Annotated in this window: 14 protein-coding genes; 3 read left to right on the forward strand and 11 right to left on the reverse strand. The window is 71.5% G+C overall.

The features are described 5' to 3' along the window. Positions 1-524: 524 nt before the first annotated feature. The 11 genes from ABD808_RS33890 to argC all read right to left on the reverse strand — a co-directional run bounded on the left by ABD808_RS33890 (position 525) and on the right by argC (position 11,610). Positions 525-809 (reverse strand): hypothetical protein, encoded by a 285-nt coding sequence (locus ABD808_RS33890; protein WP_344905967.1) that lies wholly within the window; start codon positions 807-809, stop codon positions 525-527. A gap of 133 nt (positions 810-942) precedes the next feature. Beyond that, the gene (gene tyrS, locus ABD808_RS33895; RefSeq protein WP_344905970.1) at positions 943-2,220 is read right to left on the reverse strand and encodes a tyrosine--tRNA ligase; all 1,278 of its coding nucleotides are present in this window, start codon (positions 2,218-2,220) and stop codon (positions 943-945) included. 118 nt (positions 2,221-2,338) lie between these two features. Next, positions 2,339-2,974 carry a DNA-3-methyladenine glycosylase gene (locus ABD808_RS33900; protein WP_344905973.1) on the reverse strand — a complete coding sequence of 212 codons (636 nt, stop codon included), beginning with the start codon at positions 2,972-2,974 and terminating at the stop codon, positions 2,339-2,341. 20 nt (positions 2,975-2,994) lie between these two features. Then, positions 2,995-4,413 (reverse strand): argininosuccinate lyase, encoded by a 1,419-nt coding sequence (argH, locus tag ABD808_RS33905; protein WP_344905976.1) that lies wholly within the window; start codon positions 4,411-4,413, stop codon positions 2,995-2,997. A gap of 125 nt (positions 4,414-4,538) precedes the next feature. Then, positions 4,539-5,735 (reverse strand): argininosuccinate synthase, encoded by a 1,197-nt coding sequence (locus ABD808_RS33910; RefSeq protein ID WP_344905979.1) that lies wholly within the window; start codon positions 5,733-5,735, stop codon positions 4,539-4,541. 126 nt (positions 5,736-5,861) lie between these two features. Then, positions 5,862-6,365 carry an arginine repressor gene (locus ABD808_RS33915; protein WP_344906304.1) on the reverse strand — a complete coding sequence of 168 codons (504 nt, stop codon included), beginning with the start codon at positions 6,363-6,365 and terminating at the stop codon, positions 5,862-5,864. Positions 6,366-6,373: 8 nt separating this feature from the next. Next, positions 6,374-7,303, reverse strand: coding sequence for an ornithine carbamoyltransferase (argF, locus tag ABD808_RS33920; RefSeq protein WP_344905982.1), 930 nt, complete (start codon positions 7,301-7,303; stop codon positions 6,374-6,376). 2 nt (positions 7,304-7,305) lie between these two features. Next, positions 7,306-8,493: an acetylornithine transaminase gene (locus ABD808_RS33925; RefSeq protein WP_344905985.1), complete on the reverse strand. Its 1,188-nt coding sequence runs from the start codon at positions 8,491-8,493 to the stop codon at positions 7,306-7,308. Further along, positions 8,490-9,431, reverse strand: coding sequence for an acetylglutamate kinase (gene argB / locus ABD808_RS33930; protein WP_344905988.1), 942 nt, complete (start codon positions 9,429-9,431; stop codon positions 8,490-8,492). The genes ABD808_RS33925 and argB overlap by 4 nt, the downstream gene beginning before the upstream one ends. Beyond that, the gene (argJ, locus tag ABD808_RS33935) at positions 9,428-10,585 is read right to left on the reverse strand and encodes a bifunctional glutamate N-acetyltransferase/amino-acid acetyltransferase ArgJ (protein WP_344905991.1); all 1,158 of its coding nucleotides are present in this window, start codon (positions 10,583-10,585) and stop codon (positions 9,428-9,430) included. Before argJ ends, argB begins: the two co-directional genes overlap by 4 nt. Continuing rightward, entirely contained in the window at positions 10,582-11,610 is a 1,029-nt protein-coding gene (argC, locus tag ABD808_RS33940; protein ID WP_344905994.1) for an N-acetyl-gamma-glutamyl-phosphate reductase, read from the reverse strand. Before argC ends, argJ begins: the two co-directional genes overlap by 4 nt. A 132-nt stretch (positions 11,611-11,742) precedes the next feature. Between argC and ABD808_RS33945 the strand changes: the two genes are divergently transcribed. The 3 genes from ABD808_RS33945 to ABD808_RS33955 are packed head-to-tail and all read left to right on the forward strand — an operon-like array spanning position 11,743 to position 14,077. Further along, on the forward strand, positions 11,743-12,255 hold the full coding sequence (locus ABD808_RS33945) for a MarR family winged helix-turn-helix transcriptional regulator (protein ID WP_344905997.1): 513 nt from the start codon (positions 11,743-11,745) through the stop codon (positions 12,253-12,255). Continuing rightward, on the forward strand, positions 12,252-13,220 hold the full coding sequence (locus ABD808_RS33950; protein WP_344906000.1) for an ATP-binding cassette domain-containing protein: 969 nt from the start codon (positions 12,252-12,254) through the stop codon (positions 13,218-13,220). Before ABD808_RS33945 ends, ABD808_RS33950 begins: the two co-directional genes overlap by 4 nt. Then, positions 13,217-14,077 (forward strand): ABC transporter permease, encoded by an 861-nt coding sequence (locus ABD808_RS33955; protein ID WP_344906003.1) that lies wholly within the window; start codon positions 13,217-13,219, stop codon positions 14,075-14,077. The genes ABD808_RS33950 and ABD808_RS33955 overlap by 4 nt, the downstream gene beginning before the upstream one ends. The last annotated feature ends 13 nt before the right edge of the window (positions 14,078-14,090 follow it).

The raw sequence follows: 14,090 nt of genomic DNA on the forward strand, positions 1-14,090 counted from the left end.
AAGAAACGGACACCCACCGGACCAGACCCGCTTCCGCGTCCCTGGCTTCGGGGCAACCCTTCTAATCTATCCGATCCATCCCGTTTGTCAAACTCTGGGCGGATCGTCCCCATACATCCCTTTCGGGCAAGGCAAGCCTCGACCCGATCGGTTCGTAAGGGGTTCCCCGTCGGGGCCGGCCGCCTTGTCGGCGTCCCGCTCCCCCGTGGGGCGTGTAGAACACTAGGACCCTCCGCAGGGACCGTCAAATCGGCCCGGCGGGCGGGAAACCCCAGTTCAGGTACGGTTTTCGAGACTAGAAGCATGCCCAGAGCCCGCCGCTTGTAACCGCACTGTGACGTGTATCTACCGAAGTTTGCCGTTGCCCAAGGTGTGAGCGAACGTGAGCGGTCGCTGGGGGCTTGCCGTCACTTGACCTGCGACGGCCCCGGTCTCCGCCCACTCCAGGTGTGCCGCCAGGTTCCACTTCACGCTCCGGCCGGTCTCGCGGGCGACCATTCGCGGCACCCGCCCAAACCCCCTGGTCACCGGCGCTCGGCGCGGCTGCTGGTGGGCCAGCATCGCGTTACTTGAGGTCCTCCGCCGCCGTCTCGTAGCTTGCCGCGTGCATGCTGGTGGCTTGGGGCGTACGCATTAGCGCGGACGTGGGTGAGGTCCGTATACAGACGGGCCAGCCGGTCCTGCGGAACTGGCGCGGCCCGCCGAACCCGCTGCGGGCGAGCGTGCCGCGCCAGTCTCCACAGCGCCTTCAACCCGGCGATCTCGATCACCACGGCATGGTCGTCGACGCCGGTCAGCAGGGTCGTCACGCTCAGGTCGGCGCTGACCAGCGTGCTGCGGCGAGCGGGTCAGCTGGGAGCCGCCGACCACTGCTTGCCGTTGGGTGCTCGTTGTGGGGACCGCCCGCCCTGGTGGGGCTTTGGGCGGGCGGTCTGGGTGGGGCTAGGGGGTGGTCACCTCTACGCCGCCCACGTTGCGTTTGCCGCGGCGTAGGACGAGGTAGCGGCCGTGGAGGAGGTCGGACGTGGACGGTGTCGCATCCTCCGACTCGACCTTGGCGTTGTTGAGGTAGGCGCCGCCCTGGGCGATCGCCCGGCGGGCCTCGGACTTGCTCTTGCAGAGGCCGGACGCCGCCAGGAGGTCGACCACGGCTGGTAGTTCGCCTGGCGGCACCTCTGTGCGGGGGACCTCGGCGAGCGCGGCTCTCAGGGTGCGTTCGTCCAGCTCGTCCAGGGCTCCCTGGCCGAACAGGGCGCGGGACGCGGCAATGACGCGGGCCGTCTCGTCGGCGCCGTGGACGAGGGTGGTCATCTCCTCGGCCAGCGCCCGTTGGGAGGCCCTGGCGGCGGGACGGTCGGCGCCCTGCTTGACCAGGTCGTCGATCTCCTCGTGGGAGCGGAAGCTGAAGACCTTCAGGAACTTCTCGACGTCGCGGTCGTCGGCGTTGATCCAGAACTGGTAGAAGGCGTACGGCGAGGTCAGCTCGGGGTCGAGCCAGTACGTCTCGCCGCCCGCGGTCTTGCCGAACTTGGATCCGTCCGCCTTGGTGAGCAGCGGTGTGGTCAGGGCGTGCGCGCTGCCGCCCTCGACGCGTCGGATCAGGTCGGCGCCCGCGGTGAGGTTGCCCCACTGGTCGCTGCCGCCCGTCTGCAACCGGCATCCGTACCGCCGGTACAGCTCGAGGAAGTCCATCGACTGGAGCAGGACGTAGCTGAACTCGGTGTAGCTCATGCCGGTGCTGTCGAGGCGGGCCTTGACGGTCTCGCGGGCCAGCATCCGGTTGACGGGGAAGTGCTTGCCGATGTCGCGGAGGAACTCGATCGCGGACATGGGGCCCGTCCAGTCGAGGTTGCTGACCATCGTCGCGCCGGTGGGTCCGTCGTCGAAGTCGAGGAACCTCGACACCTGGCCGTGGATGCGCTCGACCCAGCCCGCCACGGTCTCCTCGGAGTTGAGGACCCGTTCGGTGCTCTTGCCGCTCGGGTCGCCGATCAGTCCGGTGGCGCCGCCGACGAGGCCGATGGGACGGTGTCCCGCCAGTTGGAAGCGGCGCAGGGTGAGGATCTGGATCAGGTTCCCGAGGTGCAGGGAGGGGGCCGTCGGGTCGAACCCGCAATAGAGGGTGACCGGTCCCGCGGCGAGCAGGGCCCGCAGTTCGTCCAGGTCGGTGGACTGCGCGATCAGGTCGCGCCACGCGAGATCGTCCAGGATGTCGGTCACGGTCTCCCTCGTTCCGGCTTGCGTTCGGATGCGCCTACCAGGGTGCCCGGCGGGCGGGTGTCACGCTAACGATATTCAGCGCCCGGCGACGCGGTGGCGGGCGTTGGCGCACGCCTCGTCAGTCGGTGGCGGGGACCTTTTTTCGCTGCCTCGGGACGTGTGCGCGGTACGGGGAGACGGACGGGTCTCCGTCGATCCAGAACCGCAACGGCACCTCCTTGGCGCCGTTCACGCCGGTACGCGGGCCGTTCCGGACGAGCGCGGGGTCGGCGGGGTCACCGGCGTGGATGGTGAGCGGGCCGCCGGGCGTGCAGACGTCCAGGCCGTTCTGTTCGCGGGCGATGCCGAGGGCCTGGCAGAGCCGTGCCGGGCCGCGGGCCAGGTCGCGGACGGACGAACGCGGGCGACGAGAACGCGCCAGGTCCTCCCCCGCGATGATCTGGCCCGCGCGGAGCAGCACCGCCATGGACGTCCCGTCCGGCCCGCACACGAGGTTCATGCAGAAGTGCATGCCGTAGGTGAAGTAGACGTAGGCGTGCCCGGGCGGCCCGAACATCACGGCGTTGCGCGGCGTCGGGCCGCGGTAGGCGTGGGACGCGGGGTCGAGCGGCCCCGCGTACGCCTCCACCTCGGTGAGCCTGACCGCGACCTCCCCGCCCGGCGCGCGGTGCGTGAGCACGTGCCCGAGCAGGGAGGGCGCCACCTCGTCGACGGGACGGTCGAAGAAGTCCCGTGGCAGCAACGCTCCGTCCATGGCCTCACACCCTAGGGCCGTCAGGCGTCCGACCCGGTCGCCCAGGCGGCGTGCTCGTTGGCGAGGGCGCGCAGCGCGCCGAGCTGTTCGCTGACGCGGTCGGGCGCGGTCCCCCCGTACGCCTTGCGCGACGCGAGCGCGCCCTGGACGTTCAGGACCTCGCGGACGTCCGGCGTCAGGTGCGGCGACACCTTGGCGAGTTCCTCGTCGGTGAGGTCGTCGAAGTCCTTGTCGTTGACCTGGCACCAGACGACGAGGTGCCCGACGACCTCGTGCGCGTCGCGGAAGGCGACGCCGCGCCGGACGAGCAGTTCGGCGAGGTCGGTGGCGAGGGCGAAGCCGTCGGGGGCGAGGGCCTCCAGGCGTTCGGTGTTGATCCGCATGGTGGCGATCAGCCCGGACATGGCGGGCAGGACGAGCAGCAGCGTCTCGACGGCGTCGAACACGCCCTCCTTGTCCTCCTGGAGGTCGCGGTTGTAGGTGAGCGGCAGGCCCTTGAGGGTGGTGAGCAGGCCGACGAGGTGGCCGATGAGGCGGCCCGCCTTGCCGCGCGCCAGTTCGGCGACGTCGGGGTTCTTCTTCTGCGGCATGATCGACGACCCGGTGGCGTAGGTGTCGTCCATCTCGATCCAGCGGAACTCCTGCGACGCCCAGAGGCACACCTCCTCGCCGAGGCGCGACAGGTGGACGCCGACCATCGCGGCGACGAACAGGAACTCGGCGACGAAGTCGCGGTCGGCGACGGCGTCCATCGAGTTGGGCGCGGCCGAGTCGAAGCCGAGTTCGGCGGCGGTGGCCTGCGGGTCGAGCGGCAGCGACGATCCGGCGAGGGCGCCGGACCCGAGCGGGGACACGGCGGCGCGCCGGTCCCAGTCGCGGAGCCGGTCGACGTCGCGGGTGAGCGGCTGGACGTGCGCGAGGAGCTGGTGGGAGAACAGCACCGGCTGGGCGTGTTGCAGGTGCGTCATGCCGGGCGCGGCGACGCCGAGGTTGTGCTCGGCCTGCGCGATCAGCGCGGTCTCCAGCTCGACGAGCCGGGAGACGACCTGGCGGGCGTGGTCGCGCAGGTAGAGGCGCAGGTCGGTGGCGACCTGGTCGTTGCGGCTGCGGCCCGCGCGGAGCTTGCCGCCGAGGGCGCCGAGCCGTTCGAGGAGGCCGCGCTCGAGGGCGGTGTGGACGTCCTCGTCGGCGACGGTGGGCCGGAACTCGCCGGTGCGGCAGGCCTCCTCCAGGTCGTCCAGGGCACCGATCATGCGTTCCAGCTCGTCATCGGTGAGCAGCCCGGCCCGGTTGAGGACGCGGGCGTGCGCGCGCGAGCCCATCAGGTCGTAGGGGGCGAGCCGCCAGTCGAACTGGACGCTCACCGAGAGCCGCGCCAGCGCGTCGGACGGTCCGCCCTCGAACCGGCCGCCCCACAACCGCGTCGGTGCCTTCGTCACGAAATTCCTCTCCCCGCGTCTGTACGTTGTCGTTCCATCTCACCATGTCCGCGCTCACCGTGTCCGGGCACGCGCGACTTGGGGGACGCCGATCCCGGCGTCCCCCATGATGCCCGGCGTCCCGTTCAGGACTCCCGGTCGCGCCTGGCGGCGATCTTGCTGGGCAGGCTCCACAGCTCGACGAAGCCCTTGGCGAGGCTCTGGTCGAAGGTGTCGCCGGTGTCGTAGGTGGCGAGGTCGTAGCTGTAGAGGGACGCGGCGCTGCGCCGTCCGGTGACGACGGCGCGCCCGGCGTGCAGGGTCATCCGGACGTCGCCGGACACGTGCTTCTGCGCGTCGGCGACGAAGGCGTCCAGGGAGTCCTTCAGCGGCGAGAACCAGAGGCCGTCGTAGACGAGTTCGCCCCACCGCTGGTCGACGGACCGCTTGAAGCGGGCGAGGTCGCGTTCGACGGTGACGTTCTCCAGCTCCATGTGCGCGGCGATGAGCGCGATGGCGGCGGGCGCCTCGTAGACCTCGCGGCTCTTGATGCCGACGAGCCGGTCCTCGACCATGTCGATGCGGCCGACGCCCTGGGCCCCGGCGCGCCGGTTCAGCTCGGCGATGACCTGGTACGGGGTGAGCGGGCGGCCGTCGAGCGCGACGGGCACGCCGGACGCGAAGGTGATGACGACCTCGTCGGCCTCGCGGGGTTCGGCGGGGTCGGCGGTGTAGTCGTAGACGTCCTCGATGGGGCCGTTCCAGATGTCCTCGAGGAACCCGGTCTCGACGGCGCGTCCCCACAGGTTCTGGTCGATGGAGTACGGGGACTTGGCCGACACGTCGATCGGCAGGCCCTTCTCCTCGGCGAACGCGATGGCCTTGTCGCGGGTCCAGGCGAAGTCGCGGGCGGGCGCGATGACCTTCAGGTCGGGGTTGAGCGCGGACAGGCCCGCCTCGAACCGGACCTGGTCGTTGCCCTTGCCGGTGCAGCCGTGCGACACGGTCGTCCCGCCGTACTGCTCGGCGGCGGCGACGAGGTGCTTGACGATCAGCGGCCGGGACAGCGCGGACAGCAGCGGGTAGCGGTCCATGTAAAGGGCGTTGGTCTGGATCGCCGGGACGCAGAAGTCGGCGGCGAACTCCTCCTTGGCGTCCACGACGACCGCCTCGGCGGCGCCGCAGGCGAGGGCCCGCTTGCGGATGTTCTCCAGGTCCTCGCCGCCCTGGCCGACGTCGAGGGCGACCGCGATGACGTCCCCGCCGGTCTGCTCGGCGAGGTACGGGATGGCGACGGAGGTGTCCAGACCCCCGGAGTATGCGAGGACGACGCGCTCGCTCATGATCGTTGTCTCCTGTGTGTGCGTGACGTTTCGGGTCGTACGGGCCGAGGCTGGTCGTGCGGGCCGAGGCGGGTCGTGCGGACTGGGCGCGGGTCGTGCGAGCGGAGGCGGGGCCGTGGTGCGGCCCTAGCTTCGTCGTTCGCGGCCGTCGGTCAGCCTGAGCAGCGCCTGTGCGACGCCGTCGCCGCCGTCCGGGTCGCGGGCGATGACGAGGATGGAGTCGTCGCCCGCGACGGTGCCGAGGATCGTCGGCCATTCGGCGTGGTCGATCGCCGAGGCCAGGTACTGCGCGGCGCCCGGCGGGGTCCGCACCATGACCAGGTTGGCCGACGCCTCGGCGGAGACGAGCAGCTCCGCGGCGAGCCGGGAGAGCCGTCCGGTGAAGGTCTCGGCGGCGCCGGTGCGGGCCCGCCGGATCCGGTCGCCGCCCTCGCCGGGGACGGCGTAGATCAGGCTGCCGTCGTCGGCGCGCAGCCGCACCGCGCCGATCTCCACCAGGTCGCGCGACAGCGTGGCCTGGGTGACGTCGACGCCCTCGTCGCCGAGGAGCTTGGCGAGTTCGCCCTGCGAGTGGACGGGGTGCCGGGTCAGCAGCTCGATCACCCGGGCGTGCCGGGCCGTCTTGGTCATGGGCGTCGTCACCGGGAGCGCTCCAGCAGCCAGGTGAGCAGCGCCTTCTGGGCGTGCAGCCGGTTCTCGGCCTCGTCCCAGACGCGGCTGCGGGGGCCGTCCAGGACGGACGCGGCGATCTCCTTGCCGCGGTAGGCGGGCAGGCAGTGCAGCACGATCGCGGCCGGATCGGCGAGGGCGAGCAGATCCTCGGTGACGGCGTACGGCTCGTACCGGGAGGTGTCCTTGCCGTCCTGGCCCATTGAGACCCAGGTGTCGGTGGCGAGGACGTCGGCCCCGGCGGCGGCCTCGGTGGCGAGGTCGGTGACGGTGACGGACCCGCCGGTCATCGCGGCGATCTCGGCGGCGCGCGCCACGATCTCGGGGTCGGGGGGCAGGGACGCGGGCGCGGCGACGCGGACGTGCATCCCGGCGGTGGCGCAGCCCAGCAGGTAGGAGTGGGCCATGTTGTTGGCGCCGTCGCCGAAGTAGGCGAGGGTCGCGCCGGTCAGGTCGCCCCTGGCCTCCTGGACGGTCTGGAGGTCGGCGAGGATCTGGCAGGGGTGGAACTCGTCGGTGAGGGCGTTCACGACGGGGACGGTGGTGCCCGCCGCCATCTCGTCGATGCGTTCCTGCCCGCCGGTCCGCCACACGATGGCGCTGACCTGGCGTTCCAGGACGCGGGCGGTGTCGGCGATGGACTCGCCGCGGCCGAGCTGGCTCGTTCCGGCGTCCATGACGAGGGGGTGGCCGCCCAGTTCGGCGATGCCGACGGCGAACGACAGCCGGGTCCGGGTGGACGGCTTGTCGAACAGGACGGCGACCGACTGCGGGCCCTCCAGCGGACGGAACCGGAACCGGGCCTTCTTCGCCTCGGCGGCGAGGGCGAGCACCTCGGCCTGCTCGGCGGGCGCGAGGTCGTCGTCGCGCAGGAAGTGCCTGGTCTGGTTCCCGGTCATGGTCAGCTCTCCGTTCCGGCGGCGTCGAGGATCGCGGTGAACGCGGCGGTGAAGGACCGCGCCTCCTCGGCGGTGAGGATCAGCGGCGGCGCGATGCGCAGGGCGTCCGGCGCGACCGCGTTGATCAGGAAGCCCGCGTCGCGGGCGGCCGCCTCCACGGCGGGCGCGTGCGGCCCGGTGAGGACGGCGGCGCGCCACAGCCCGCGGCCCCGTTCGCGGCCGAGCAGCGGGTGGTCGATGGCCCGCAGGCCCTCTGCCAGGGTATCTCCCACGGCGGCCGCGTTGGCGAGGAGTCCGTCCTGGTCGATCGTGGTGAGGACGGCGAGCGCGGCGGCGGCGCTGACGGGGTTGCCGCCGAACGTGCTGCCGTGGTCGCCCTTGGCGAACAGGGTGCCGTGCGGGCCGAACGCGATGCACACGCCGATCGGCAGGCCGCCGCCGAGGCCCTTGGCCAGGGTGATGACGTCCGGGCGCGCGTTCTCGTGTTGGAACGCGAACCAGGTGCCGGTCCGGCCGATCGCGGACTGGATCTCGTCGGCGACGAACAGCGCGCCGGTGGCGTCGCAGACCTCCCGGACGGCGGCGAAGTAGCCGTCCGGTGGGGGGACGACCCCGGCCTCGCCCAGGGTGGGCTCCATGAAGACGGCGGCGCAGTGCTCGTCCACGGCGGCCTTCAGGGCGTCCGCGTCACCGTAGGGGACGAACCGGACGTTGACGCCGAACGGGCCGAACGGCTCCCGGATCGCCGCCTTCCCGGTCAGGGACAGCGCGCCCATGCTGCGGCCGTGGAACCCGTTCTCCGCCGCGACGATGTAGGAGCGTCCGTTGGCCTTGCCGTACTTGATGGCGAGTTTGAGCGCGCACTCGTTCGCCTCGGTGCCGCTGTTGGTGAGGAACACCCTGCCGTCGCCGCCGAGCAGGCCGAGGAGCCGCTCGGCGAGCAGCACCTCCGGCTCGTTCACGAACAGGTTGGACGTGTGCGCCAGGGTCGCGACCTGCGACGACACCGCCGCCACGATGGCCCGGTGGCCGTGCCCGAGCGAGCTGACCGCGATTCCGGCGATCAGGTCGAGGTATTCGCGGCCGTCGGCGTCCCACACCCGGCAGCCCTCGCCGCGCGCCAGCGCCACCGGCGGGACGCCGTAGTTCGGCATGAACGCGGTCTCGAACCGCTCCCGCAGGCCGCTCATGCCGTCTCCTCCAAAGCGGGCGTCCCTGGGAGGCCGGGCAGCACCATCGTTCCGATCCCTTCGTCGGTGAAGATCTCCAGAAGCAGGGAGTGCGGGACGCGGCCGTCCAGCACATGCGCCTGCGGGACGCCGCCGCGCACGGCCGACAGGCACGCCTCCATCTTCGGGACCATCCCCGCCGACAGGCTCGGCAGCAGCTCGGCCAGCTCGTCGGTGGTCAGCCGGTCGATCACGTCGTCGCTGCCCGGCCAGTCGGCGTACAGGCCCTCCACGTCGGTGAGGACGACGAGCTTCGTCGCGTCCAGCGCGACGGCCAGCGCGGCGGCGGCGGTGTCGGCGTTGACGTTGTAGACCTCGCCGTCGTCGCCGCGCGCGATGCTGGAGATCACCGGGATGCGGCCGTCGTCCAGCAGCGCCCGGACGGCCCCGACCTGCACCTCGACGATCTCGCCGACCTGGCCGAGGTCGACGGCCTCGCCGTCCACGACGGCGTGCTTGCGCTCGGCGGTGAACAGGTTGGCGTCCTCGCCGGACATGCCGAGCGCGAACGGGCCGTGCCGGTTGATCAGCCCGACGACGTCGCGCTGCACCTGGCCGGTCAGCACCATCCGGACGACCTCCATGGCCTCCGGGGTCGTGACCCGGAGCCCGGCGGTGAACGTCGAGTCGATGCCGTTGCGGGCGAGGGCCGCGTTGATCTGCGGGCCGCCGCCGTGCACGACCACCGGGCGCAGCCCGGCGTAGCGGAGGAAGACCACGTCCTCGGCGAACGAGTGGCGCAGCTCCTCGTCGGTCATCGCGTGCCCGCCGTACTTGATCACGACGGTCGTGCCGTGGAACCGCTCCAGCCACGGCAGCGCCTTGATCAGCGTCTCCGCCTTCGACATGACGCCGACGCGGTTCTTGCGCAGCTCGGCGCCCGAGGTGATCGCGCTCATGTGGAGTACGCCGAGTTCTCGTGGACGTAGTCGGCCGTGAGGTCGGTCGTCCAGACGGTGGCGCTGTGCGGGCCCGCCGACAGGTCGACGGTGATCGTCACGTCGCGGGGACGCAGGTCGACCTTGTCGCGGTCGTCGCCGAACGAACCGTCGCGGCAGACCCACACGCCGTTGATCGCGACGTTCAGCTCGTCCGGCTCGAACACGGCGTCGGTGGTGCCGACGGCGGACAGCACCCGGCCCCAGTTCGGGTCCTCGCCGTGGATGGCGCACTTGAGGAGGTTGTTGCGGGCGATGGACCGTCCGACGGTGACCGCGTCGGCCTCGGACGCCGCGCCGACGACCTCGATCGCGATGGCCTTGGACGCGCCCTCGGCGTCCACCAGCAGCTGCCGGGTCAGGTCGCCGCACACCTCGGTGAGCAGCGCGGTGAACTCGTCCTCGGCGGGGACGATCCCGGACGCGCCGGACGCCATCAGCAGGACGGTGTCGTTGGTGGACATGCAGCCGTCGGAGTCGAGCCGGTCGAGGGTGACGCCGGTGGCCGCGCGCAGCGCCCGGTCCAGGGCGTCCGCGGGCAGGTCGGCGTCGGTGGTGATCACGGACAGCATCGTCGCCAGGGACGGGGCGAGCATGCCCGCGCCCTTCGCCATCGCGCCGATCATGTAGCCGCCCGCGCCCTGCCGGAAGGAGATCTTCGCGACGGTGTCGGTGGTGCGGATCGCGTCGGCGGCGGCCAGCCCGCCGTCGCCGCGCGACAGCTCCTCGGCGGCCCTGTCGACGCCGGGTAGCAGCAGGTCCATCGGGAGCCGCTCGCCGATCAGGCCGGTGGAGCAGACCGCGACCTCACCCGCCGAGTCGGTCAGGACGTCGGCGACCTTCTCGGCGGTGGCGTGGGTGTCGCGGAAGCCGGGGGCGCCGGTGCAGGCGTTGGCGCCGCCCGCGTTCAGCACCACGGCGTGGACGCGGCCGCCCTTGAGCACCTGCTCGGACCACACGACGGGCGCGGCCTTCACGCGGTTGCGGGTGAAGACCCCGGCCGCCGCGCGGGACGGCCCGTCGTTGACGACGAGGGCCAGGTCGCGGTTGCCGCTGGGCTTCAGCCCGGCGACGACTCCCGCCGCGCGGAAGCCCCGGGGGGCGGTGACGCTCAAGGGGACACTCCGATCGTGGTCAGTCCGAGTTCTTCGGGGAGGCCGAGGGCGAGGTTGGCGCTCTGGACGGCGCCGCCCGCGGTGCCCTTGGCGAGGTTGTCGACGGCGGCGACGGCGACGGCGCGTCCGGCGGCCTCGTCCAGCGCGACCTGGACGAGGACGGTGTTGGCCCCGAGCGTCATGGACGTGGCGGGCCACCGCCCCTCCGGAAGCAGCCCGAGGAACGGTTCGTCGGCGTACGCCTCGGCGTAGGCGGCGCGCAGCGCGGCCGCGGTGACGCCGGGACGCACCTTCGCCGTGCAGGTGGCGAGGATGCCGCGGCTCATCGGCGCGAGCGTCGGGGTGAACGAGACCGTGACCGGCTCGCCCGCGACCGCGCTCAGGTTCTGGACCATCTCCGGTGTATGCCTATGCGCGCCGCCCGCCGCGTACGCGGAGACGGAGCCCATGACCTCGCTGCCGAGCAGGTGCGGTTTGAGCGCGCGTCCCGCGCCGGAGGTGCCGGACGCGGCGACCACGACGACGTCGGGTTCGACGAGCCCGGCGGCGAACGCGGGGAACAGCGCGAGCGACACGGCCGTCGGGTAGCAGCCGGGGACGGCGACGCGCTTGGTGTCGCGCAGCGCGTCGCGGTGGCCGGGCAGTTCGGGCAGGCCGTAGGGCCAGGTGCCCGCGTGGGGCGTCCCGTAGAACGTCTCCCAGGCGGCGGGGTCGGTGAGCCGGTGGTCGGCGCCGCAGTCGATGACCAGCACGTCCGCGCCGAGTTCGGCGGCGAGGGCGGCCGACTGCCCGTGCGGCAGCGCGAGGAACACGACGTCGTGGCCGGACAGCGTCCCGGGGGTGGTCTCGGCCAGGACGCGCCCGGCCAGCGATCGCAGGTGGGGCTGGTGGGCGCCGAGTTCGGTGCCCGCGTTGGAGCCCGCCGTCAGCGCGCCGATCTCGAACTCTGGATGTCCCGCCAGGATGCGCAGCAGCTCTCCGCCCGCGTACCCGCTGGCGCCTGCCACCGCCGTCCGGATTCCCATGTCCCCACTCTGCCCTTCGCGATCCCTACCAGCAAGAGTATGCATGATGTTGGATGTGTATTCAATCCGTCAGATGTAGTTAGGCATCTAAAGGTTTGCTCCCTAATAATCAGGGCGCTAACATCCTTCGTCATGGAGAACCCCGGCTTCGGCGATCTGCAACCGTTCGGTCCCGACGAGGAGTTGCCGATCGGGCAACTGTTCGCGGCGGCGGCGCGGCTGTCGATGCCCGTCGCGTGGCGGATCGTGGGACGGCACGGCATGAGCCCCATCGGCTTCTTCCTGCTGCGCCTGCTCACCGTCGAGGACGGGCTGCGTCCGAGCGAGGTCGCCAAACGGTTGGTCGTCACCCCCGCGACGGTCACCTCCGTGGTCGACACGCTCGAACGCAACGGACACGTCCGGCGCGAGCGCTCCTACCGCGACCGGCGGGGCGTGCTGGTGTACATCACCGACGACGGACGGCGACTGTTCGCCGAGAAGTCCAAGCCCATTCGCCGTGACCTCGGCCGCGTCTACGACGTCGTGGAGGAGGGTGACGAGCCGGCCGTCCGGCGGTTCCTCCTCAATCTCATAAAACAGTTCGAAAACCACGCGAACGCAGAGGACCATCCAGACTGCGAAGCGAAGGGAGACGGCGCGTGACAGCACCCTCGGAGGCCGCCGTTCGCACGGTCGACCTGAAGAAGACCTTTCCCGCGTCCGGGCCGCGGCCCGCGGTACCCGCCGTGCAGGGCATCGACCTGGACGTCCCGCGCGGCGAGTTCTTCGGCCTGCTCGGGCCGAACGGCGCGGGCAAGTCCACCACCATCGGCATGCTCACCACGCTCGTCGTTCCGACGGGCGGCACCGCGCGGGTCAGTGGGCTGGACGTCGTGAAGGACGCCGTCGAGATCAAGCGCCGCATCGGCGTCGTGTCGCAGAACAACACCCTCGACAGCGACCTGACCGTCGCCGAGAACCTGGAGTTCCGGGGCCGGTACTTCGGGCTCGGCGCCCGCGACGCCCGCAAGCGCGCCGCCGAACTGCTGGACCTGTTCGGGCTGACCGAGACGCGCGGCGGCAACCCGTTCCAGATCTCGGGCGGGCAGGCCAAGCGCGTGATGATCTGCCGCGCCCTCATGCACGGCCCCGAGGTGCTGTTCCTGGACGAGCCCACCGCCGGGCTCGACCCGCAGACCCGCACCAACCTGTGGGACGTCCTGCGCGGCCTCCAGGCGGCCGGGCAGACCATCCTGCTCACCACCCACTACATGGAGGAGGCGGAGGCGCTCTGCGACCGGGTCTCCGTCGTCGACCACGGCAGGATCCTCGCCAGCGGCACGGTGGACGAGCTGAAGTCCACCACGGGCGCCGACACCGTCATCACCGTCGCCTACGACGCCGCCGCGCCCGAGGAGATCAAGGCGCTGGGCGACCGGGACGGCATCAGCAAGGTCGAGATCAACGACGGTCAGGTCCGCGTGTTCGCCTCCGAACCCGACGGGCTCCTCGGCGAACTGGTCACGATCGGCTCCCGCGCCGGGGTCGGCGTCACCGACGCCACCCAGCTGCGTCCCAGCCTGGAGACCGTCTTCCTCACCCTCACCGGAAGGGACTATCGAGAGTGACCGCATCCGCCGTTCCCGCCGCCCCCGCCGTCCTGGCGCCACCGCCGCCCGCGCGGGCGACGCTCTCCCGCACGTTCGCCGCGATGATGTCGCGCGAGGCGCGGGTCCTGCGCAAGAACTTCGTGTCCACCTTCGTCCGGGTGCTGGTGCAGCCGGTGATGTTCGTGTTCGTGTTCGCCTACGTGCTGCCGAAGCTCGGCGGCGGCGCGGCGGCGGGCCGTCCCGGCGGGGCCACGTTCTCCACGATCCTGGTGCCCGGCCTGGTCGGCTCGTCCATCATCATGCAGGCGCAGATGGCGGTGATCTTCCCGCTGATGATGGAGCTGAACTGGCAGAAGTCGATCACCGACCGGGCGCTGGCCCCGGTGCCGATCCCGATGCTGGCCGCCCAGAAGATCATCGCGGCGGCGGCGCAGGGCCTGATCGGCGGGCTCCTGGTGTTCCCGGCGGTGCTCCTCATCCACGCCGACGGCGAGGCGCCGGACGTGCACGTGGCCAACTGGCCCATCCTGATCCTGGTGATGGTCGCCGGGGCGCTGCTGTCGGCGGCGGGCGGCCTGCTGCTGGGCACGCTGATGAACCCGCAGAAGGTCCAGATGCTGTTCGCGATGGTGCTGCTGCCGATGACCATGCTCGGCTGCGTGTACTACCCGTGGTCGGCGCTGGACAACATCCGCTGGCTCCAGATCATCAGCCTGTTCAACCCCCTCGTCTACATCAGCGAGGGCCTGCGCAGCGCGCTGACACCGGACATCCCCCACATGCCGGTCTGGGCCTTCCTCCTCGCCATCGTCGGCGGAACGATCCTGCTGACCTGGGCTTCCATGCGCACCTTCACGAAGCGGGTGTTGAGCTAGAAGAGCAGGTGTT

This window comes from Actinomadura meridiana, from assembly GCF_039537545.1.
Classification (GTDB): domain Bacteria; phylum Actinomycetota; class Actinomycetes; order Streptosporangiales; family Streptosporangiaceae; genus Spirillospora; species Spirillospora meridiana.

What these genes read in the sequence shown, in the direction of transcription:
- ABD808_RS33900 (WP_344905973.1), bottom strand. Translation starts at nt 2,974, where the DNA reads ATGGACGGAGCGTTGCTGCCACGGGACTTCTTCGACCGTCCCGTCGAC.
- ABD808_RS33910 (WP_344905979.1), bottom strand. Translation starts at nt 5,735, where the DNA reads ATGAGCGAGCGCGTCGTCCTCGCATACTCCGGGGGTCTGGACACCTCC.
- ABD808_RS33915 (WP_344906304.1), bottom strand. Translation starts at nt 6,365, where the DNA reads ATGACCAAGACGGCCCGGCACGCCCGGGTGATCGAGCTGCTGACCCGG.
- argF (WP_344905982.1), bottom strand. Translation starts at nt 7,303, where the DNA reads ATGACCGGGAACCAGACCAGGCACTTCCTGCGCGACGACGACCTCGCG.
- ABD808_RS33925 (WP_344905985.1), bottom strand. Translation starts at nt 8,493, where the DNA reads ATGAGCGGCCTGCGGGAGCGGTTCGAGACCGCGTTCATGCCGAACTAC.
- argB (WP_344905988.1), bottom strand. Translation starts at nt 9,431, where the DNA reads ATGAGCGCGATCACCTCGGGCGCCGAGCTGCGCAAGAACCGCGTCGGC.
- argC (WP_344905994.1), bottom strand. Translation starts at nt 11,610, where the DNA reads ATGGGAATCCGGACGGCGGTGGCAGGCGCCAGCGGGTACGCGGGCGGA.
- ABD808_RS33945 (WP_344905997.1), top strand. Translation starts at nt 11,743, where the DNA reads ATGGAGAACCCCGGCTTCGGCGATCTGCAACCGTTCGGTCCCGACGAG.